General features: G+C 66.6%; 22 protein-coding genes. 14 read left to right on the top strand and 8 right to left on the bottom strand.

Annotation, left to right across the window (positions count from 1 at the left end):
- Position 1: 1 nt before the first annotated feature.
- Entirely contained in the window at positions 2-733 is a 732-nt protein-coding gene (locus KUV38_RS04245; protein WP_222468852.1) for a transglycosylase SLT domain-containing protein, read from the bottom strand.
- Positions 734-983: 250 nt separating this feature from the next.
- Here KUV38_RS04245 and gatB point away from each other — a divergent pair, with 250 nt between their 5' ends.
- Positions 984-2,495, top strand: a complete 1,512-nt coding sequence (gene gatB / locus KUV38_RS04240; protein ID WP_222468851.1) for an Asp-tRNA(Asn)/Glu-tRNA(Gln) amidotransferase subunit GatB — start codon at positions 984-986, stop codon at positions 2,493-2,495.
- A 218-nt stretch (positions 2,496-2,713) separates the two neighbouring features.
- Positions 2,714-3,205: a DUF4177 domain-containing protein gene (locus KUV38_RS04235; RefSeq protein WP_222468850.1), complete on the top strand. Its 492-nt coding sequence runs from the start codon at positions 2,714-2,716 to the stop codon at positions 3,203-3,205.
- A gap of 101 nt (positions 3,206-3,306) precedes the next feature.
- Here KUV38_RS04235 and KUV38_RS04230 read toward each other — a convergent pair whose 3' ends face one another.
- From KUV38_RS04230 to KUV38_RS04220, 3 genes are all read right to left on the bottom strand, one after another.
- Positions 3,307-3,588, bottom strand: a complete 282-nt coding sequence (locus KUV38_RS04230; protein WP_222468849.1) for a type II toxin-antitoxin system RelE/ParE family toxin — start codon at positions 3,586-3,588, stop codon at positions 3,307-3,309.
- Positions 3,585-3,866, bottom strand: coding sequence for a CopG family ribbon-helix-helix protein (locus tag KUV38_RS04225; protein WP_222471108.1), 282 nt, complete (start codon positions 3,864-3,866; stop codon positions 3,585-3,587). The genes KUV38_RS04230 and KUV38_RS04225 overlap by 4 nt, the downstream gene beginning before the upstream one ends.
- 90 nt (positions 3,867-3,956) lie before the next feature.
- On the bottom strand, positions 3,957-4,202 hold the full coding sequence (locus tag KUV38_RS04220) for a BolA family protein (protein WP_222468848.1): 246 nt from the start codon (positions 4,200-4,202) through the stop codon (positions 3,957-3,959).
- A gap of 91 nt (positions 4,203-4,293) precedes the next feature.
- Here KUV38_RS04220 and KUV38_RS04215 point away from each other — a divergent pair, with 91 nt between their 5' ends.
- Entirely contained in the window at positions 4,294-4,923 is a 630-nt protein-coding gene (locus tag KUV38_RS04215) for a J domain-containing protein (RefSeq protein WP_222468847.1), read from the top strand.
- Positions 4,924-4,965: 42 nt separating this feature from the next.
- Here the strand turns inward: KUV38_RS04215 and KUV38_RS04210 are convergent, their stop codons facing one another.
- Positions 4,966-5,469: a hypothetical protein gene (locus tag KUV38_RS04210; protein WP_222468846.1), complete on the bottom strand. Its 504-nt coding sequence runs from the start codon at positions 5,467-5,469 to the stop codon at positions 4,966-4,968.
- Positions 5,470-5,736: 267 nt separating this feature from the next.
- Between KUV38_RS04210 and cobS the strand changes: the two genes are divergently transcribed.
- The 4 genes from cobS (at position 5,737) to KUV38_RS04190 (ending at position 7,892) form a co-directional block, all read left to right on the top strand.
- Entirely contained in the window at positions 5,737-6,708 is a 972-nt protein-coding gene (gene cobS, locus KUV38_RS04205) for a cobaltochelatase subunit CobS (protein WP_222468845.1), read from the top strand.
- Positions 6,705-6,977: a hypothetical protein gene (locus KUV38_RS04200; RefSeq protein ID WP_222468844.1), complete on the top strand. Its 273-nt coding sequence runs from the start codon at positions 6,705-6,707 to the stop codon at positions 6,975-6,977. Before cobS ends, KUV38_RS04200 begins: the two co-directional genes overlap by 4 nt.
- A gap of 142 nt (positions 6,978-7,119) precedes the next feature.
- The gene (locus tag KUV38_RS04195) at positions 7,120-7,494 is read left to right on the top strand and encodes a hypothetical protein (protein WP_222468843.1); all 375 of its coding nucleotides are present in this window, start codon (positions 7,120-7,122) and stop codon (positions 7,492-7,494) included.
- A gap of 23 nt (positions 7,495-7,517) precedes the next feature.
- Positions 7,518-7,892 (top strand): hypothetical protein, encoded by a 375-nt coding sequence (locus tag KUV38_RS04190; protein WP_222468842.1) that lies wholly within the window; start codon positions 7,518-7,520, stop codon positions 7,890-7,892.
- A gap of 72 nt (positions 7,893-7,964) precedes the next feature.
- Here KUV38_RS04190 and KUV38_RS04185 read toward each other — a convergent pair whose 3' ends face one another.
- A complete protein-coding gene (locus KUV38_RS04185) occupies positions 7,965-8,549 on the bottom strand; it encodes an NADPH-dependent FMN reductase (protein WP_222468841.1) in 585 nt (194 codons plus the stop codon).
- A gap of 145 nt (positions 8,550-8,694) precedes the next feature.
- Here KUV38_RS04185 and cobT point away from each other — a divergent pair, with 145 nt between their 5' ends.
- From cobT to KUV38_RS04170, 3 genes are all read left to right on the top strand, one after another.
- Positions 8,695-10,569, top strand: coding sequence for a cobaltochelatase subunit CobT (cobT, locus tag KUV38_RS04180; protein WP_222468840.1), 1,875 nt, complete (start codon positions 8,695-8,697; stop codon positions 10,567-10,569).
- Between the two features lie 238 nt (positions 10,570-10,807).
- A complete protein-coding gene (locus KUV38_RS04175; protein WP_222468839.1) occupies positions 10,808-12,604 on the top strand; it encodes an aminopeptidase P family protein in 1,797 nt (598 codons plus the stop codon).
- A gap of 83 nt (positions 12,605-12,687) precedes the next feature.
- Complete coding sequence (locus tag KUV38_RS04170; protein ID WP_222468838.1) at positions 12,688-13,029, top strand: DUF427 domain-containing protein; 342 nt, start codon at positions 12,688-12,690, stop codon at positions 13,027-13,029.
- A gap of 196 nt (positions 13,030-13,225) precedes the next feature.
- Here the strand turns inward: KUV38_RS04170 and KUV38_RS04165 are convergent, their stop codons facing one another.
- A complete protein-coding gene (locus tag KUV38_RS04165; protein ID WP_222470960.1) occupies positions 13,226-14,845 on the bottom strand; it encodes a chloride channel protein in 1,620 nt (539 codons plus the stop codon).
- 185 nt (positions 14,846-15,030) lie between these two features.
- Here KUV38_RS04165 and KUV38_RS04160 point away from each other — a divergent pair, with 185 nt between their 5' ends.
- The 4 genes from KUV38_RS04160 to KUV38_RS04145 all read left to right on the top strand — a co-directional run bounded on the left by KUV38_RS04160 (position 15,031) and on the right by KUV38_RS04145 (position 17,725).
- A complete protein-coding gene (locus tag KUV38_RS04160; protein WP_222468837.1) occupies positions 15,031-16,410 on the top strand; it encodes an FAD-binding oxidoreductase in 1,380 nt (459 codons plus the stop codon).
- Positions 16,411-16,517: 107 nt separating this feature from the next.
- A complete protein-coding gene (locus KUV38_RS04155; RefSeq protein WP_222468836.1) occupies positions 16,518-16,814 on the top strand; it encodes a hypothetical protein in 297 nt (98 codons plus the stop codon).
- 160 nt (positions 16,815-16,974) lie between these two features.
- Positions 16,975-17,268, top strand: coding sequence for a hypothetical protein (locus tag KUV38_RS04150; protein ID WP_222468835.1), 294 nt, complete (start codon positions 16,975-16,977; stop codon positions 17,266-17,268).
- A 160-nt stretch (positions 17,269-17,428) separates the two neighbouring features.
- Positions 17,429-17,725, top strand: coding sequence for a hypothetical protein (locus KUV38_RS04145; RefSeq protein WP_222468834.1), 297 nt, complete (start codon positions 17,429-17,431; stop codon positions 17,723-17,725).
- Positions 17,726-17,745: 20 nt separating this feature from the next.
- Here the strand turns inward: KUV38_RS04145 and recN are convergent, their stop codons facing one another.
- Positions 17,746-19,389 carry a DNA repair protein RecN gene (recN, locus tag KUV38_RS04140; RefSeq protein WP_222468833.1) on the bottom strand — a complete coding sequence of 548 codons (1,644 nt, stop codon included), beginning with the start codon at positions 19,387-19,389 and terminating at the stop codon, positions 17,746-17,748.
- Positions 19,390-19,407 lie beyond the last annotated feature (18 nt).

Below are 19,407 nucleotides of genomic sequence, written 5' to 3'. Positions count from 1 at the left end.
TTCAGGTTTTTGGGCGCGGCTTGGGGCGCATGTTGGAGAGCGGGCGGCAGTAGCTTTGCACCTTGGTGTAAGCCGCGATATCCGCACGCTTTTTCCGGTAGACCATCGGCCCCCAGTCCGCCGCCACCCCGCCCTTGCCGGAGGCGCCCAGCACGCCATCGCGCCGCACCGTCTTGGCCATGATCCGGATCGCGCAGCTCAGGTTGGTCGGCCCGTGCAGCAGCGCCGCGCCGGTACTGGCGCGGCAACCGTAAAGCCGCGCGGTCGAGGGGGTGATTTGCAACAGCCCGTGCCAACGCCCGCCGCCGCCCACCGCACGGGGGCGATAGGTACTCTCGTGCTTGGCCAGCGCCGAGAGGAAGCCGACCCAGAATTCAGCCCGCTTTTCAACAGGCTGACTGGCGTAGCTGGGGCAGAATTGCTCGATATCGCGCGGCACGAACTCAAGCAGCGGCCGGCCGTGGGCCTTGAGCGCCGAAATTGCCGCGCGGGTCCAGATGGTGCTGCCGGGCACGCTCTCCCACCGGGTGCGCGGCAGGCTCCGGGGGCGTGCCTTGGGCCGCTGGCGGGTGACTTGCGGCACGGCGGGGGTCATGCCCTCGGGCAGCACCCCGCCCATGGCCGACATGCGCGGCAAGGGCCGCAGCGCCGGCACATCCACATCGGCCTGCGCCTGCTCGGCCAGCAGCGCCAGAGCGACCGCAGCCGCAAGACATTGTAAAACCCCCGTCATCGGGCAATATCTGGCCGCAATAGCAAAGGTTTAGCAAGTGCTCCTAACGTCGGTTAACGGCTGATTAACGCCGATGGGGGAACAGTGACGGCGAAACCCCTCCGATCAGCGTCCTCTATAACACAATTCGATCACCTGCCGCGCCTGCGCCCCCAGTCTGCCACGTGGCAGCTAAGCGCCAGTAAACCCACCGCCTTGCCCCCTTCTGCACAAGGGCCTAGAAGGGCGGGAAACAGCCGCGGAGTCCCTCATGCTCGACCTCTCCTATACCGCCCCCAAGCCCAAGACCCTCTCCGGCGCGACCGGCGACTGGGAGCTTGTGATCGGGATGGAGGTGCATGCGCAGGTCAGCTCCAAGGCCAAGCTCTTCTCCGGCGCGAGCACGCAGTTCGGCGCAGAGCCCAACTCCAACGTCGCCTTCGTGGATGCGGGCATGCCCGGCATGCTCCCGGTGATCAACGAGGGCTGCGTGGCGCTGGCGGTGAAGACCGGCCTCGGGCTGAAGGCCGAGATCAACCTCAACTCGGCCTTCGACCGGAAGAACTATTTTTACCCTGACCTTCCGCAGGGTTACCAGATTTCTCAGCTTTACCACCCGATCGTCGGCGAGGGCGAGGTGCTGGTGGAGATGGGCGAAGGCGTGGCCCGCAAGGTGCGGATCGAGCGCATCCATCTGGAGCAGGACGCGGGCAAGTCGATCCACGACATGGACCCGGCGATGAGCTTCGTCGACCTCAACCGCACCGGCGTTGCACTGATGGAGATCGTCTCCCGCCCCGACATTCGCGGCCCCGAAGAGGCAGCCGCCTATATCGCCAAGCTGCGGCAGATCCTGCGCTACCTCGGCACCTGCGACGGCAACATGCAAAACGGCAACCTGCGGGCCGATGTGAACGTGTCGGTTTGCAAGCCCGGGCAGTATGAGAAGTATCAGGAAACGCAGGACTTTTCGCATCTCGGCACGCGCTGCGAGATCAAGAACATGAACTCCATGCGCTTCATCCAGCAGGCCATCGACTACGAAGCAAAGCGGCAGATCGCCATTCTGGAAGACGGCGGCAGCATCGATCAGGAGACCCGGCTCTACGACGCCGACAAGGGCGAGACCCGCTCGATGCGCTCCAAGGAAGAGGCGCATGACTACCGCTACTTCCCCGACCCCGACTTGCTGCCGCTCGAGATCGAGCAGGGCTGGGTCGATGACATCAAAGCCTCGCTGCCCGAACTGCCGGACGCCAAGAAAGCCCGCTTCATCGGCGATTTCGGCCTGAGCGATTACGACGCCTCCGTGCTCACCGCCGAAGTGGAAGCCGCTGATTTCTTTGAGGAAGCCGCCAAGGGGCGCGATGGAAAGCTGGCCGCAAACTGGATCATCAACGAGCTCTACGGCCGCCTGAAAAAGGACGAGAAGGAGCTGGGTGAAAGCCCCGTCTCCCCCGCCCAGATCGGCCAGATCATCGACCTGATCAAATCGGACGCCATCAGCGGCAAGATCGCCAAGGATGTGTTCGAGATCTGCTACACCTCCGGCCGCGAGCCCGAGGAGATCGTCGAGACCGAGGGCATGAAGCAGGTCACCGACACCGGAGCCATCGAGGCCGCCGTGGACGAGGTGATCGCCGCCAATCCCGGCCAGGTCGAGAAGGTTAAGGCCAACCCCAAACTGGCCGGCTGGTTCGTGGGTCAGGTGATGAAGGCGACCGGCGGCAAGGCCAATCCGAAGGCGGTGAACGAGCTGGTTTCTGCCAAGCTGGGGCTATAGCATCCGTCGATCGCGGCGGGCCTATAGCAAAAATTGATATGCACAACTCATGCACATCCGATGCACATTCCATGCATACGGATGCTGCCAAAGGTTGACGAAGGGTTAGGCAAAAGCGCCACAGAATCCTTGAATTGGCACGGTTTTGCCGCCGTGCTTTGGACAGGCCGCCCCGCCCGCGCTAGGCTGGGGGCCGTGCTTTGAATTGGGGGGCAGAAATGCCGCGATACGAATACCGGGTGGTGCCCGCACCGGAAAAGGGCAAGAAGGCCAAGGGCGCAAAGGGCACCTCGGGCCGCTTTGCCGTGGCACTTCAGGACCTGATGAACGAGATGGGCGCCGCGGGCTGGGAGTATCAGCGCACCGATACCCTGCCCTGCCAAGAGCGCGTCGGCCTCACCGGTCGCCAGACCACCTTTCAGCACATGCTGGTTTTCCGCCGCACACTGGCCGCCGAGGCCGTGAGCGACGAAGAGGTGACCGCTCTGCTCGCCGCACCTGAGGACGAGCCGGAGGCGGACGCCGTGGAAGAGCCCGAAACCGCCGAAGAGCAGCCCGAGCCGCAGCCCGAAAAACGCGATGCCGTGGCCGCCGCCCGTGACGTGGCCGCCGCCCTCTCGGCCCGCGCCCGCGAAGGCAAGGCCCCGGCCCTCGGCCCCGCGACCCAGGGCGACAAGCCCGGCTCCAAGGCGGATGTGGCTGCCGAGTAAGGCGCGCTTATAGTCAAGTTCAGGCCCGTCCCGCTTGGGGCGGGTTTTGCATTTTGGGGAGCCGGTTCGGCGAGATTGGCATCGCCGCCCATTGCCGGGCTTCAATAGTCCCCGCCCTGCCGGGTATCCCACAGGCGCAGCACCTCGATGCGCTCCGGCGTGACGCGGTAGATCAGCACAAAGGGCGTTCGGGGGATCGGCAGCTCGCGCACCTCGGCAAAGCCTTCGCTGCGCCGCCCGGCATAGGGGTTCGCCTCAAGGGTCGAGATGGCAGCCTTGAAATGCGCCCCGGCCCGCGTGCTCCCCTCCGCAAAGACTGCCCGATAATAGCGCCGGAACCAGACCATGTCTTGCCCGGCACTAACGAGAAAGACGACGCTCATGCGTCAGGCAGAATATCGGCTCCGGGCGGCGGTGACTCGTCGCCAGTATCCCAACTGTCGACCCAGGCCATCATGGCATCCTGCGAGATGAACCGGCCCGCCTCCGCCTCGGCCAGCGCGGCCTCGATCGCGGTCCGCTTGGCTTGCCGCGCCTCGATCATCGCGCGAATGGCCTGCACCGCAAGCTGGGCAGGCGGACGATCCTCCAGCGCGGCCTCGGCTTCGAGCGCGCGTTTCAGGCTGTCATCGAGCCGGATGGTATAGGGGGCCGTGGCCACGGGCTGCACCTCGCATCTTACGTATGACAAGAGAATACGATCGCGACGCGACGCTGGCAAGCTTGGCACGAAGGCGAGACCAGTCTCGCCCTAAACCTCGATCGCCAGCGCGTGGATGCGCGGGAAGAGGTCTGCCACCGCGGCGTTCACCGCGCGGTGCTTGGCGACCCGGCTCTTGCCTTCCAGCGCCTCGGCCACCATGCGCACCCTGAAGTGCGAGCCGTCCGGCGAATATCCGCCGTGGCCCCGGTGGGCCTCGCTTTCATCAAGCACCTCTAGGCTTGTTGGCGCAAAGGCCTCCCGCAGGCGCGTTTCTATTTCCAATGCAAGTGTCATTTTTTCTCCTGCCCCCTTCTCACCCGGCGCGAAAAGACTAAAATTCATGGTCCGAGTCGAGAAGCAATGCCAAACACATGGGGCTGCAGGCATGAACAGAGACGATCCGTTTGGTTTCGATATGTCCGTTTCTTCGGACAAGAAGAAGCGCCAGCGCGGGCGTCGCGGCATGTCTGGGGCCTTCGAGACCTCGCAGCGCACCTGCGAGCACGAGGGTTGCAACGAGCCGGCGCAATACCGGGCCCCCAAGAATCCCGACACGCTGGATGACTACTACTGGTTCTGCAAGGAGCACGTCCGCGAGTACAATCTGAAGTGGAACTTCTTCAACGGCGCGACCGAAGAAGAGATGGAAGCCCAGATCGACAGTGACCGGGTTTGGAACCGCGATACCAAGCCCTTCCGCCGCTCGGCCGAAGAGAAGGCATGGGCGCGGCTCGGCGTGGATGATCCGCATCAGGTGCTGGGCGAGAACGCCACTCAAAACCCCGGCCGCAAAGGCAACGGCGGCGGCCGCCGCCTGCCCCCTACGGAGCGCCGGGCCATCGAGATTCTCGAAGCCAAGGACAACATGACCAAGGCCGAGATCCGCAAGTGCTACAAGTCGCTGATCAAGGTGCTCCACCCCGATATGAACGGCGGCGACCGCAGCCAGGAAGAGCAACTCTCCGAGGTGGTCTGGGCCTGGGATCAGATCAAGGACAGCCGCAGCTTCAAGTGAGCCGGAAGGGCCGGTGACGCGGGGCTTGCCCGCGCCGGCCGTTCAGTTGCGCGCCGTGCAGCGCCGGATCATCCGGTCGAGGCTGCCGGTCACTCCGCGTGCAGTGAACTCGAAGCGCGAGCCATATGGGTCCACCACGGTGAACTTGCCATTGCCATCGGCCTTTTCCAGCGCGACGAGGTAATCGAGAACGGCCTTGGCATCCTCCACCTTCTCGATCTGCAGGTAGAACTGCGGCGATGGGAAGAGGTTCTTCATCACGAAGTCCTGCCCGCCGATGCTGAGCCGGGCCACGCCGCCGGGCGGCACCCGCCGGGGCGCGATGAACTCGGGGAATATCCCGCGCCCGTCGCGCGCATCGTAGAGCGAGAACTGCGTGCGCGCGCCGCGCCCGGAACCGCAGGTGCCATCCACACAGCTCACCACCTGACAGGCGGCATAGCTCGCCCCCACACCCCGCTGGGTGTAGAAGAACCACGCGCCGAGACTGTCGATCAGGGTAAACTCCGCCCGTGCGGGCCGAGGCAGCAAAAGGGCAAAGATCAATACCAACAGGCAAACGACAGACGTCGACCGGGAAACAACTCCTGAAAAAGGCATTTGTGTTCTGACCTGTGGCAGCAAATCCCGGCCACACTAACCCTTGCGTCAAGGCGTGTCACGGGGCGGTTTACGCAACAGTCTGTCACCGGTGAATTTCCGCCTGCGGTGCGGCGGGGCGCCCGGCCCTTGCACCTGCCCGAGATATAAGGCACCACCCCACTGATAGATCACGCGCCGCCCCTTGCGGCGCTAGCGGCGAAGGCAGAGGCGATGAGCGATCAGGCGATGAAACCCACCGAAGAAATCTCCGTGCGCGAGGCCTTTGGCATCGATAGCGACATGGTGGTGAAGGGCTTCGCCGAGGCGACCGACCGGGTGCCCGACATCGACAGCACCTACAAGTTCGACCCTGATACCACGCTCGCCATTCTGGCCGGGTTCAGCCACAACCGCCGCGTCATGATCCAGGGCTACCACGGCACCGGCAAATCGACCCATATCGAACAGGTCGCCGCCCGCCTCAACTGGCCCGCCGTCCGGGTGAACCTCGACAGCCACATCAGCCGGATCGACCTGATCGGCAAGGATGCGATCAAGCTGAAAGACGGCAAGCAGGTCACCGAATTCCACGAGGGCATCCTGCCGTGGGCGCTGCGCAACCCCGTTGCCATCGTCTTCGACGAGTATGATGCGGGCCGCGCCGACGTGATGTTCGTCATCCAGCGGGTGCTGGAGCATGACGGCAAGCTCACCCTGCTCGACCAAAACGAGATCATCACGCCCAACAAGTATTTCCGCCTCTTCGCCACCTCCAACACGGTGGGCTTGGGCGATACGACCGGCCTCTACCACGGCACCCAGCAGATCAACCAGGCGCAGATGGACCGTTGGAACCTCGTCGCCACGCTGAACTACCTGCGCCATGATGCCGAGGCCGCGATCGTGCTGGCCAAGTCGCCGCATTACAACACCGAGAAGGGCCGCAAGCAGATCAGCCAGATGGTGACGGTCGCCGACCTGACGCGCACCGCTTTCATGAACGGCGATCTCTCTACGGTGATGAGCCCGCGGACGGTGATCAACTGGGCGCAGAACGCCGAGATCTTCCGCAACATCGGCTATGCCTTCCGGCTGACCTTCCTCAACAAATGCGACGAGCTGGAGCGCCAGACGGTGGCCGAGTTCTACCAGCGCTGCTTTGACGAGGAACTGCCGGAGAGCGCCGTTTCGATGGCGGTATGAGGGCCGCGGCCCTCGCTCTCTTGCTGAGCACCGCGCCCGCGCTCGCGCAGGTGCCGACCCCGCAGGCGGTGGTGACCGCCTGCATCTCCCTGACCGAGGCCGCCATTGCCTCTGCCGAAGGCCCGCGCCGCGCCCGGCTCGAGGCTGATCTCGACCTGATGCACAAGGCCCTGCGCGGCCTCGATGCGCTCGGCGACTCCGCCGCTAAACTCGCGCCGCAAGTGGGCCGCCTGCCCTCCCGGCTCGAAGACTGCGTCGACGACGCATGAACCGGGGGCTGAAGCCCGCCTTCGACACGCCGCATTAACCTTATTCAGCCAGTCTGCCCCCAAGGGCAGGGCCTGTGTAGTCGCATAAAAGTTTTCAAACTGCCCATTTGACAGGCGCACTGAAAGGCGCAAAGGTCATTACATGGGCAGAATAAAAACAATCGCCCTTACAGGGCTTCTGGCAATATCCGCAGCACCGGCGCAGGCCGAGCCGCTCGAGATGACCTTCGCCACCTGCACCGGGCGCTTCTCTGCACTGATGGAGCACCAATGGCTTCTGCCCCACCCCGAGCTTGAGCAAACCACCCGCCGCCGTGCCGCGATGATCTCTCTGCTGGAGGCGGTCATGCCCCCTTCGGCCGGGCGCGAGGTGCTGGCCCGCCGGATCGAGGCCAAACACGCCCAGCGGGTGCTGCTCACCCGCGCCACCTTCAATGACGACAGCGCAGATGCCCATTGGGCCGCCACCCGCGCCGAAGCCCAGATCGCCAGCTGCGCCGCGCTCTTGACGGGCTGAGCCCGCCGGGGCCTGATGCGCCCATGCTGCTCCGCTCATCCCTGACCCTCCTGCTCCTCGCCGCGCCCGCCACGGCGCATGACCTCTCCGAGCATGAGGATCTGCCCTTTCTCGCCGCCGATTGCGCCGGATACTGGCGGGGCGTCGCGGCCCATCAGGCCGATAAGAGCGACCCTATGGCGGCCGACCTCGACAACCTCTACCTCGCCGCCGCCAAGGATCTTGCGCCCGCGCTTTCCACCGATCTCGACTATGTCGCCCAAACGGCCCAAACCCGCGCCCGGCAGATGCTGAAGGACGCCGGCCAGATCAGCGGCGCCGCCCGGCTCGTGGCCGAGCAGGAGCAGACCTGTCAGGCCGTCGGCCTCGCCCTGCCCGCCAAATGGGGCTTCCACTAAACCAAAACGGGGCTCCGAAGAGCCCCGCCTTTCGCATTTTCTTGCTGAAAATACTCAATACATCCGCCCGGCTCACGCCTCGCGGGCGGCCTTGGTCGCCTTGGCCCACCAGGCCATATCGTCGAACAGCGCATCCGCCGAGCCGCCGATGGCGTCCTCGATGGTGCTGATCTCGGCGTTCTCGCCCATCGGGTGCACCTTCATGAAGCTGCCCGCCGCGATGTGCACCGCATTGCGCACCGGCACCATCTGAAGCTCCACGCCGATGGCCCGCAGGTGCTCCACCGCGCGGGCCGCGCCCACGCCGCCGTAGCCAAGCGCGCCCATCGGCTTATGGACCCACTCCTTGTAGGCTTGGTCGAGCGCGTTCTTCAGCGCGCCGGTGATCGAGTGGTTGTACTCAGCGGTGACGAAAATGTAGCCGTCGAATTCGGCGATCTTCTCTTGCCAGGCCACCGCCTTGGGGTCTTCCGACGGCATCCATGCGTTGGAGGCCTTCTCGTTGAAGAACGGCAGGTCGAAGTCGGCAAGGTCCACCAGCTCCACCTCGAAGTCGTCGCGCTTTTGCGCGCGCTCAAGGAGCCATTTGGCGGGTTTCTCGCCAAAGCGGCTGTCGCGGGTGGATCCGATGATGATGGCAATCTTGGGCGTGGTCATGGGTGTCTCCGTGGGTTGTCTTGAGCCTATATGTTTGCTCCATAACGCTCCGTTCAATGAAAGGTTCTGCGCGCAGGCGCACAATGGCCACCTCTGCCTCGCGCGGGCCTTGCGCATGGCCCGCGCCGGTGCTTTACCCGGAGCCATGGCTCAGAAATCCGACAACCCGGCAGACCCGTTCAAGAAGGCCCTCGCAGAGGCCACCAAGGTCATGGCCGATGACCCCGAGCTTGGCGTCACCTACTCGGTCGACCCGCCCGGTGCCACCGGCGACGGGTTGCGCCTGCCGCAGGTCTCCCGCCGGATGAGCGCCGAAGAGGTTCTGCTGGCCCGCGGCACCGCCGATGCGCTTGCGCTGCGCCACAAGTATCACGACGAGGCCGTGGCCTCGCGCTACGCGCCGCAAGGCCAGCTGGCGCGTGACATCTACGCCGCGATGGAAACCGCCCGCTGCGAGGCCGTGGGCGCCCGCGTCATGCCCGGCACCGCCAAGAACATCGACGCCAAGATCGGCGCCGAGGCCGAGCGCCGCGGTTACGGCAACCTCACCGAGATGTCCGAGGCCCCGCTGGCCGAGGCGGCTGGCTACCTCGTTCGCCAACTGGCGACGGGCCGCGAATTGCCCGCCGGTGCGCAGAACGTGCTCGACCTCTGGCGCGACCACCTCGAAGGCTCCGCCGCCGGCACGCTGGATGGCATGAACGACGTGCTCGCCGACCAGCAGGCCTTTGCCCGCTTCGCCCGTCAGGTGATCGAGGATCTCGGCTACGGCGACCAGCTGGGCGACGACCCGGACATGGAAGATGACGAGGCCGAGGGCGACGAGGCCGAGCAGGACGAGGAAGAGGCCGAGAGCGACGGGCAGGATGACAGCCAGGAGAACGAGGAGTCCGACGCCAGCCCCGAGCAGGATCAGGAGCAAACCGACGATCCCTCCGAGGCCACCGTCTCCATGGATGACATGGCCGAGTCCGAGGAGGGCGAAGAGGCCGAGATGCCCGAGGGCGAGGCCCCGCTGGAGCCGCCGCCCCCTGCCCCCGCCTCCGAGGCCGACCCGAATTACACGATCTACGATGGCACCTTCGACGAAGAGATCCCCGCCGAGGAGCTGGCCCAGCCCGCCGAGCTGGAGCGCTTGCGCGACTATCTCGACCAGCAGCTCGAGCCGCTAAAGGGGGCGGTCTCGCGCCTTGCCAACAAGCTCCAGCGCCGGTTGCAGGCCCAGCAGAACCGCTCGTGGGAGTTCGACCGCGAAGAGGGCATCCTCGACGCAGGCCGCCTCGCCCGCGTGGTCGCCAACCCGACCACGCCGCTCAGCTTCAAGGTCGAGAAGGACACCGAGTTCCGCGATACGGTCGTCACCCTCCTGCTCGACAACTCCGGCTCGATGCGGGGCCGCCCGATCTCTATCGCCGCGATCTGCGCCGATGTGCTGGCCCGCACGCTGGAGCGCTGCCAGGTGAAGGTCGAGATCCTCGGCTTCACGACCCGCGCGTGGAAAGGCGGGCAGGCCCGCGAGAAGTGGCTGGCCGAGGGCCGCCCGCAAACCCCGGGCCGCCTGAACGATTTGCGCCACATCATCTACAAGAGCGCCGACGCCCCGTGGCGCCGCGCCCGCGCCAACCTTGGCCTGATGATGAAAGAGGGCTTGCTGAAAGAGAACATCGACGGCGAGGCGCTCGAATGGGCGCACCGTCGCATGGTCGGCCGCCGCGAGGTGCGCAAGATCCTAATGGTCATTTCGGATGGCGCCCCGGTGGACGATTCGACCCTCTCGGTGAACCCGGCCAACTACCTCGAAAAGCACCTGCGCGACGTGATCGCGATGATCGAGAAGCGCCGCGCGGTGGAGCTTCTGGCCATCGGCATCGGCCATGACGTGACCCGTTATTACGACCGCGCGGTGACGATCACTGATGTCGAGCAACTGGCTGGCGCGATGACCGAACAGCTTGCCAGCCTCTTCGACTCTGATCCGCGCGCCCGCGCACGGGTGATGGGGATGAAGAAGGCGGGTTGAGCCAAGCCCCTGCACGGAATCAAGGTAAAGCCACCGTACAGCGCCTGCCCGCCCCCCGGGGCGGCGCTTCGTCTAGTTGATCGCCTTCCTTCGAGGCCCGACCAACACCGCACCATAAAGTGCCCCGAACATCCCTTGCATGCGCCACCCCGCGGGACGGCGCTGCACGGCTTTGGTTCGCCCTGCCTCTGGCCATTCCCGCCTCCCCGATGCACTCTCCGCGCCAAGGAGACCCCCCATGTTTCAAACCTTCGACGCCCCCACCAACCCCGCCGATGGCCCGCCCCGCCTTGCCGCCCTGCGCGCCGAGATCGAGCGCCTCGGCCTCACCGGCGTGCTCGTGCCCCGCGCCGACCAGCATCAGGGTGAATATGTCGCCCCCTGCGATGACCGCCTCGCATGGCTCACCGGCTTCACCGGCTCGGCGGGCTTTGCCGTGGTGCTCCCCGACCGCGCGGGCGTCTTCATCGACGGGCGCTACCGGGTGCAGGTGAAGGCGCAGGTGGATCTGGCGCATTTCACCCCCGTCCCCTGGCCCGAAACCCGGCTTGCGGACTGGCTGATCAAGGAGGCCCCCAAGGGCGCGCGCATCGGCTTCGACCCTTGGCTGCACACCGTGAAAGAAATCGCCGGCCTGCGCGACAAGCTCGCGCCCCACGGGCTAGAGATGGTCGCGCTGGAGGAAAACCCTGTCGACGCCATCTGGCCCGACCGGCCGCCCGAACCGGCCGCGCCGATCCTCGCCCATCCGCTTCAATTCGCCGGTGAGGACAGCGCCGACAAGCGCGGGCGGCTGGGGGCGGAACTGGCGGGCGACAAGGTCGACGCCTGCGTGCTCACCCTGCCGGACTCGGTCTGCTGGCTGCTGAACATTCGCGGCTCCGACATCGCCCGCAACCCGATTGCCCGCGTGAACGCCGTTCTGGAATCCTCTGGAAAGGTGCAACTTTTCTGCGACCCTGCCCAAGCCGAAGGCCTCGACCTCGGCCCGGATGTCACCGTGCTGCCGCGCGCGGGATTCACCGCCGCGCTCGCCGAGCTAGGCGGGCGCGTGCAGATCGACCCCGAGAGCGCCCCCGAGGCGGTGGCGGCCCTGCTGCACGGCAAGGCCGAGGTGGTTGAGGCCCCCGACCCTTGCCTCTTGCCCAAGGCCCGCAAGAACGCCGCCGAGCTGCAAGGCATGCGCGACGCCCACATGCGGGACGCAGTGGCGATGGTGAAATTTCTCGCTTGGCTCGACGATGAGGCACCCAACGGCAAGCTGACCGAGATCTCGGTGGTCGAAAAGCTCGAGGGCTTCCGCCGCGAGGCCAACGAACTGCGCGAGATCAGCTTCGACACGATCAGCGGCGCCGGGCCGAACGGTGCCATCGTGCATTACCGCGTGACCCATGAGACCAACCGCGCCGTCTCCCCCGGCGAGCTGCTGCTGGTCGATAGCGGCGGTCAGTATCTCGACGGCACCACCGACATCACCCGCACCATCACCGTCGGCCCGCCGCCCGAAGGCGCGGCAGAGGCCTTCACCCGCGTGCTGCAAGGCATGATCGCGATGAGCCGCATCCGCTGGCCCAAAGGCCGCGCGGGCCGCGATATCGAGGCGGTGGCCCGCTACCCGCTCTGGCTGGCCGGGCAGGACTACGACCACGGCACCGGCCACGGCGTCGGCGCCTACCTTTCGGTGCATGAAGGCCCCGCACGGCTCTCCCGCATCTCCGAAATCCCGCTGGAGCCGGGCATGATCCTCTCCAACGAGCCGGGATACTACCGCGAGGGCGCCTTTGGCATCCGCATCGAAAACCTCGTAGTGGTGGAGCCGGCCCCCGCACTTGAGGGCGCCGACGACCGCGAGATGCTGGCCTTCGAAACCCTCACATGGGTGCCCATCGACCGCCACCTCGTGGTGGCCGAAATGCTCTCGCCCGGCGAGCGCGACTGGCTCAACGCCTATCATGCCGAGGTCTGGGCGCGGGTCAGCCCGCGGGTGCAGGGTGAGGTGCGTGACTGGCTCCGGCAGGCCTGCGCTGTGCTATAGCGGCGCGGCCATGTCGGGCGACATTTACCTGTCACGCCTCAGGGCTATATAAGCGCCATAACAATCATAACGGGAGGCAAGGGATGGCCGATCACATCAAGATACGCGACGCCGAAGGAACCTGGGTTGTACGGGCCGGAGGGGCCGTTCTGGGCGAAAGCGCGCGCGCGCTCGAATTGACCGAGGGCGACATGCCCTTCGTCATCTACTTCCCCCGGGAAGACATCGCCATGGCCTTCCTCGACAAGTCCGCCACCGTGACCCACTGCCCCCACAAGGGCGACGCGCAGCACTACGACATCGAGATCAAATCCGGCACCATCCACGATGCCGCCTGGTCCTACGAGGCCCCGAAGGCCGGAATGGAGCGGATCGAAGGCTACCTCGCCTTCTATGCCGGCAAGGTGACGGTGGAGCAGGTCTGAGCCTCGTCTCGGGCCGTGTTACCCGGCTGAACCGTCCGGCCAGGGGGGGGCCAGCCCCCCACACCCCCCGGGAATACTTGCAGCAAGAAAATGGGCAATTTGAGTCAAATTGCTCCGACCGGGTGCGCCGCCCCTGTGCATTTTCTTGCTCCAAGTATCCCCGCCGGAGGCTCAAAATCTCTTCTGGCGCACCTTCTCAGCTATGCTCTTCGGCAGCCGTTTCCGCCAGCGCGCGATTGTAGGCCCTCAGCGCGTCGAGGTGGTAGAGCGCGCCCAGCAGCTCGCCCTTGCCCCCGTCCCCGGCGGGCGCGACCACGGGGATGAAGCTGTGGCCGTTGGTTTCGAACATCGGCAGGGCGGTTTCGAGCGTGGTGTCGGGCGCCAGCGTGATCCCGGCTGCGATCATCTCGTTGCAGGTCTCAATGTCGGCGGCACGGGGGCTGTCGACGCCGCGCATCACCGCCGCCGCGGAGTGGACCGAGAGCAGGTAGGCCTGCGGCCCGGCGGCCATGCGGATGCCGCGCCGCTCCAGCTGGGTCAAAAAGAAGCTGCGGTCCACCAGTTTTGATGAGATCGCGGTGGACATCGAGACCGCCACCATCACCGCAAGGCCGGTCTGCCAGTCGCCCGTCAGCTCGAAGACGATGAGCGTGGTCGAGATCGGCGCGCCAAGCACGGCGGCAGCGAGCGCGCCCATCCCGGCCAGCGCGTAGAGCGTGGGCGTGCCCGAGACATCGGGAAAGACCCCCGTGGCGATGACACCAAAGGCGAGGCCGGTCAGTGCGCCGACCATCAGCGAGGGCGAGAACATGCCGCCGCCCATCCGCCCGGCCATGGTGATCGCCACGGCGGCGACCTTCAGCACCACGAAGACCAGCACCTCGCTGAAGAGCAGCGCGCCGGTGAGCGCGGCGGAGGTCGTCTCGTAGCCGACGCCGATGATGTGGGGGTAGAAGATCGCCATCCCCCCCAGCAGTGCGCCCGCGATGGCGGGCCGCAGAAAGCGCGGCAGGCCGGTGCGCTGCATCACGGTGTTGCCCAGCCCGTCGGCCCAGAACACCGCCCGCATCAGCACCACAGCCACGAGACCGCAGGTGAGGCCGAGCAGCAGGAAGGCGGGCAGCTCGACGTAAAAGCTCAGCACCCCGTCGCCGCCCAAGGTGAACTCGGCCACATCGCCAAAGAAGCTGCGCGAGACCACCGTGCCTGCGACCGAGGCGATGACGATGGGCGCGAAGGCATGCACCGCGAAGTGCCGCAGCACCACCTCCAGCGCAAAGAGCGCTCCCGCGATGGGCGCATTGAAGCTGGCCGAGACGGCGGCGGCCACGGCGCAGCCCATCAGGTCGCGGCCGGTGACCCCGTTCGCATTGATCCGCTCGCTGACCCATGACGAGATCACCGCCGCGAGGTGCACCACCGGCCCCTCTCGCCCCGTGGAGCCGCCCGACGAGAGCGTGATCAGCGAGGCCAGCGCCGAGGCGAGGCCTGCGCGTTGCTCCACCCTGCCCCGGTTCAGCGCCGCGCCGTGGATCACATCGGCCACCGAGCGCACCCTTGCGCCGGGGGCGAACCGGTCGAGGATCACCCCCACCGCCAGCCCGCCAAGGATGGGCAGCACCAGCACCCACCACCAGGGCAGACCGGCGGCGAAACTGTGGATCATCCGTGTGTCATCGGTGCCGTAGAGCGTGCCTTGCAGCCAGTCGATCCCGAGGCGAAAGAGGCAGGCCGCGTAGCCCGAGGCGACGCCGAGCGCCAGCGCGATGAACCAGAACTGAACTTGGCTTGGCCCGCGCTGCCGCAGCACACGCATCAGCGTGTCGGCCACCTCGCGCAGCTCCGACAGGCGCTGCCGCAGCGGGCCTGCCGCTGCCCCTCCGCCCTGCCTGTCGCTCTCGGTCACCCGCGCCCTCATCTTGCAGTTGCGGACCCGCGCGCGCCCTTCCCCGGACGGCCCGCATCGCCTAGGGTGGCGTCCGGTGAACGCGAGGAGGAACAATGCCTTTCCACGAGGCGCAGACCGGCCTTGAGGCCGTTCTAGGCGATCGGCTCAGCCGGTCCAAGAGTGATCTGGACCTGCATGGCCGCAGCGAGACCCATTTTCCCCTCACCCCGCCCGAGGCGGTGGCCTACCCCGAGACCACGGCAGAGGTCGCGGCGATCATGAAAGCCTGCGCCGCCGCGCGCTGCCCGGTGGTCGGCTGGGGCGCGGGCACCTCGCTCGAGGGGCATGGGCTGGCGATCAAGGGCGGCATCGCGGTGGATTTCACCCGGATGGACAGGGTGCTGGAGGTCCGGCCCGAGGATATGGTCGCCGTGGTGCAGCCCGGCGTGACCCGCGAGGCGCTCAACCATGAGCTGAGGGCCACCGGCCTGTTCTTCCCGGTCGATCCGGGCGCCAATGCCACGCTGGGCGGCATGGCCGCCACCCGGGCCAGCGGCACGACCGCCGTGCGCTACGGCACCATGGCCGAGAACGTGCTGGCGCTCGAGGTGGTGCTGGCCAGCGGCGAGGTGATCCGCACTGGCTCGGGCGCGCGCAAGGCCTCCAACGGCTATGACCTGACGCGCCTGATGGTCGGCTCCGAGGGCACGCTGGGCCTCATCACCGAGCTGACCCTGCGGCTTCAGGGCCAGCCCGAGGCCACGGCGGCGGCCACCTGCGCCTTCGAGAAGATGGGCGACGCGGTCGATTGCGTCATCGCCACCATTCAGGCCGGGCTGCCGATGGCCCGGATCGAGTTTGTCGACGGCCCCACCGTGGCCGCCGTCAACGCCTACTCCGGCGCGGACCTGCCGGTGATGCCGCACCTTCTGGTGGAGTTTCACGGCTCCGAAACCTCCGTTGCCGCCGATGCCCGCTTCTTTGGCGAGTTGGTGAGCGACATGAACGGGCAGGCCTTTAAATGGGCCGAAAAGGCCGAAGACCGCACCGCGCTCTGGGCCATGCGCCACCACGCCTATTGGGCGATCCTCGCGGCGCGAAAGGGGGCCAAGGCGATCGTGACCGACATGTGCGTGCCGATCTCCCGACTGGCCGAGGCGGTGGAGATCACCGCGCAGGATATCGCCATGGCCGGGCTCGAAGGCCCGATCCTCGGCCACGTCGGCGATGGCAATTTTCACGCGATCCTGCTGATCGACCCGGAGGACCCCTCCGAGATGGCCCGCGCCAAGCAGATTGCCGACACTATGGCCGAGCGGGCGCTGGCTTTTGGCGGCACCATCACCGGCGAGCACGGGGTGGGCATGGGCAAGCTGCACCTGATGGAAGCCGAGCACGGCGAGGCCTGGGGCGTGATGGGCGAATTGAAAGCCGCGCTGGACCCTCAGAACCTCCTGAATCCGGGAAAAATCATCCGCCCGGGAAACAATTGAAGAGACCAATAAAATTTGTGTGCAATTAACCAGAAGCACAGCGACTCAGTAGATTAACGGCGGGTTAAAGCGTATAAGGTGGCGCATTAGGAGAAGGTGGTAACCCAATGAAACTCAAAGCAATCACAGCAACGCTCGCCCTTGCGCTGAGCGGCATCATGGTGGCGCAATCTGCGGATGCGCGCCTCGTCATTCACTGCAACCGCGGCCCGATCCCGTCGAACCCGATGATCAACGGCCACTACGAAAACTTCGTCGCCAGCCTGATGGAGAATTTCGTGATGACCGAGAAGGAAGCGACCCGCGTGGCCAAGCAGGTTTGCGGCAACATGGGCGCCGTGGGCGACCTCGATTATCTCGTCGACCTGACCTACGAGGCGACCGCGCCCTACGAGCGCCGCTGAGCCGCCGCGCAGCCCGCCCCGGCCACTCCGGACAGGGCTGCAAGGAGGCCGCAAGACCGCCCAATTTTGGGCATGATCTTGGTTTACGAAATATGAAGCGGAGCCGAACTGGCTTCGCTTCTTTTCATTTTGCGACCCCGATCAGCGTCAGGAGCCTCCCGTGAAGCGTCTTATCCATCCGACCGTTGCCCTTGCCCTCGCCCTCTCCCTCGGCGGCACCGCTGCCTCCGCCAATGTGAAGATATCCTGCAAGCGCGGCCCGCTGCCGAAGGTCGCCATCATCAACGGCCCGGCTCCGGTGTTCATCAACAGCATCGAAAAGACCTATGCCGTGACCCCCGAGCAGGCCCGTGCCGCCGCCGAATACGTCTGCGCCGACATGGATGCCGTGGGCGACGCCGAAAAGCTGCGCAGCCGCACCCGCGCCGCTCTGGCCAACTACCGCCGCCGTTAAGACCTGCGGCGCCACGACGTGGCGTCACAAGCCGGGGCGGCGTGGCACCGTCCCGGTTCAGACAAACTTTTGGCAGAATTTCAGGCTAATTTTAGCCAATCGGAGCCGCTGCTGGCTCCGGTTGTCTCGCTGTGATCCAACGTAAAGCCTGGAGCCTGCCATGAACCGTCTTGTCCTTCCCGCTGCCGCCCTTACCCTCGCGTTCGGCGCCGCTTCGGCCTCTGCCGAGAGCGGTTCGATCATGATTTCCTGCAAACGCGGCCCCCTGCCCACCGTCTCGCTCATCAATGGCGCCAACTGGCAGTTCATCGAGAGCATCGAGCAGAACTACCGGATCAGCCCGATCGACGCGAAGGCCGCTGCCGATTACGTCTGCGCCGATATGAGCGCGGTCGGAGACGCCGCCAAGCTGCGCGAACGCACCAAGCGCGTGCTGGCCAACTACCGCCGCCGCTGACCCGTTGAAAGCTCGGGCGCTCAGCCCGTCAGCAGCGCCCTTGCCGCCGCGCGGGCCTCGTCTGTTACCTGCTCGCCCGCCAGCATCCGCGCCAGCTCGTCCACCCGCGCGGGTGCGTCGAGCGGGGTGACGGTCGAGAGCGTCTGCCCTTTCGCCACCCGTTTCTCCACCCGCCAGTGATGCGCGGCCATCGCCGCCACCTGCGGGCTATGGGTGACCACAAGCACCTGCCCCGAGGCCGCCAACCCGGCCAGCCGCCGGCCCACGGCATCGGCGGTCGCCCCGCCCACGCCCCGGTCGATCTCGTCGAAGATCATCGTCAGCCCGGTGGTGTGCCGCGTCAGGCAAACCTTCAGCGCCAGCAGAAAGCGGCTGAGTTCGCCGCCCGAGGCGATCTTGTTCAGCGGGCCTGCGGGCGCACCGGGGTTGGTTGCCACGGTGAAGGTCACCGCATCCACGCCGTCCGGCCCCGGATCACCGGCGGTGATCTCGGTCGAGAATACCGCGCGTTCCATCTTCAGCGGGGCCAGTTCCGCGCCCATCGCCTTGTCGAGCTTCGCCGCCGCCTTGCGCCGGGTCTCGGTGAGCCTGCCCGCCGCCGCCTCATAGGCCGCCTCGGCCTCGCGCGCGGCCTTTTCCAGCTTGGCAATACCGCCCTCGCCCGCGTCCAGCGTCTCCAGCTTGGCGGTCAGTTCGGCGGCCAGCGTGGCGAGGTCGTCGGGCGCCACCCCATGCTTGCGGGCCAGTCCGCGCAGGGCAAAGAGCCGCTCCTCGGTGGCCTCCAGCTCATGCGGGTCGTGGCTGAGCGCATCCAGCGCCGCGCCCACGCCCTGCTCGGCCTCGCCCAAGGCATCCAGCGCGCGGGAGAGGGCCTCCAGCGGGGCGTCGAGCTGGCCTTCCGCCGCCTCCGCCGCGCCATCGAGCCAGCGCGTGGCATCGCCCAGCATCCCCTCGGCCCCTTCCGGGCCAAGCGCCTGATGGGCGCGCTGCACATCCTCGCGAATCCGCGCTGCCGCCTGCATCAGCCGGCGCTTGGCGTCCAGCTCCGCCTCTTCGCCGGGCTGCGGGCCGAGCTTTCCAAGCTCGCCCGCTGCATGGCGCAGAAATTCCTCTTCCTCGGCCAGCGCCTTCTGGGCCGCGCGGGCCTCGTCCAGCGCCTTCGCTGCCTCTCGCCGTGCCCGCCACGCGGCCCGCACCGGGGCCGGATCGACACCGGCGAACTCGTCGAGCAGGGCCATGTGGCCGCGCGGGTTGAGCAGGCCCTTGTCGTCCTGCTGGCCATGCAACTCCACCAGCACATCCGACAGCGCCCGCAGCACCTCGCCAGAGACCCGCCGGTCGTTGACCCACGCGGTCTTGCGCCCGTCGACCGTGTTCACCCGCCGCAGGATCAGCTCATCCTCTGCCGGGATGCCCGCCTCCTCCAGCACCGCCCGCGCCGGATGGGCCGCATCGAGCGAAAACTCGGCTACCACCTCGCCCTGCTCCGCCCCGGCGCGCACCAGCTCGGCGCGGCCGCGCCAGCCGAGCACGAATCCGAGCGCGTCGAGCAAAATGGATTTGCCCGCCCCGGTCTCGCCGGTCAGCACGTTGAGGCCGGGCGCGAAGCTCAGCTCCAGCCGGTCGATGATGAGAATGTCGCGTATGTCGAGCCCGCGCAGCATGGGCCTCACCCTATCGGA

It is taken from the genome of Vannielia litorea, from assembly GCF_019801175.1.
Lineage (GTDB): Bacteria > Pseudomonadota > Alphaproteobacteria > Rhodobacterales > Rhodobacteraceae > Vannielia > Vannielia litorea_B.
The sequence above is the reverse complement of the archived record's forward strand: the minus strand, read 5'-3'. Positions and strand labels throughout refer to the sequence as shown.

Coding starts and splice junctions, on each gene's coding strand:
- KUV38_RS04245 (WP_222468852.1), bottom strand. CDS start 733: ATGACGGGGGTTTTACAATGTCTTGCGGCTGCGGTCGCTCTGGCGCTG.
- gatB (WP_222468851.1), top strand. CDS start 984: ATGCTCGACCTCTCCTATACCGCCCCCAAGCCCAAGACCCTCTCCGGC.
- KUV38_RS04235 (WP_222468850.1), top strand. CDS start 2,714: ATGCCGCGATACGAATACCGGGTGGTGCCCGCACCGGAAAAGGGCAAG.
- KUV38_RS04230 (WP_222468849.1), bottom strand. CDS start 3,588: ATGAGCGTCGTCTTTCTCGTTAGTGCCGGGCAAGACATGGTCTGGTTC.
- KUV38_RS04220 (WP_222468848.1), bottom strand. CDS start 4,202: ATGACACTTGCATTGGAAATAGAAACGCGCCTGCGGGAGGCCTTTGCG.
- KUV38_RS04215 (WP_222468847.1), top strand. CDS start 4,294: ATGAACAGAGACGATCCGTTTGGTTTCGATATGTCCGTTTCTTCGGAC.
- cobS (WP_222468845.1), top strand. CDS start 5,737: ATGAGCGATCAGGCGATGAAACCCACCGAAGAAATCTCCGTGCGCGAG.
- KUV38_RS04200 (WP_222468844.1), top strand. CDS start 6,705: ATGAGGGCCGCGGCCCTCGCTCTCTTGCTGAGCACCGCGCCCGCGCTC.
- KUV38_RS04195 (WP_222468843.1), top strand. CDS start 7,120: ATGGGCAGAATAAAAACAATCGCCCTTACAGGGCTTCTGGCAATATCC.
- KUV38_RS04190 (WP_222468842.1), top strand. CDS start 7,518: ATGCTGCTCCGCTCATCCCTGACCCTCCTGCTCCTCGCCGCGCCCGCC.
- KUV38_RS04185 (WP_222468841.1), bottom strand. CDS start 8,549: ATGACCACGCCCAAGATTGCCATCATCATCGGATCCACCCGCGACAGC.
- cobT (WP_222468840.1), top strand. CDS start 8,695: ATGGCTCAGAAATCCGACAACCCGGCAGACCCGTTCAAGAAGGCCCTC.
- KUV38_RS04175 (WP_222468839.1), top strand. CDS start 10,808: ATGTTTCAAACCTTCGACGCCCCCACCAACCCCGCCGATGGCCCGCCC.
- KUV38_RS04170 (WP_222468838.1), top strand. CDS start 12,688: ATGGCCGATCACATCAAGATACGCGACGCCGAAGGAACCTGGGTTGTA.
- KUV38_RS04165 (WP_222470960.1), bottom strand. CDS start 14,845: ATGCGTGTGCTGCGGCAGCGCGGGCCAAGCCAAGTTCAGTTCTGGTTC.
- KUV38_RS04160 (WP_222468837.1), top strand. CDS start 15,031: ATGCCTTTCCACGAGGCGCAGACCGGCCTTGAGGCCGTTCTAGGCGAT.
- KUV38_RS04155 (WP_222468836.1), top strand. CDS start 16,518: ATGAAACTCAAAGCAATCACAGCAACGCTCGCCCTTGCGCTGAGCGGC.
- KUV38_RS04145 (WP_222468834.1), top strand. CDS start 17,429: ATGAACCGTCTTGTCCTTCCCGCTGCCGCCCTTACCCTCGCGTTCGGC.
- recN (WP_222468833.1), bottom strand. CDS start 19,389: ATGCTGCGCGGGCTCGACATACGCGACATTCTCATCATCGACCGGCTG.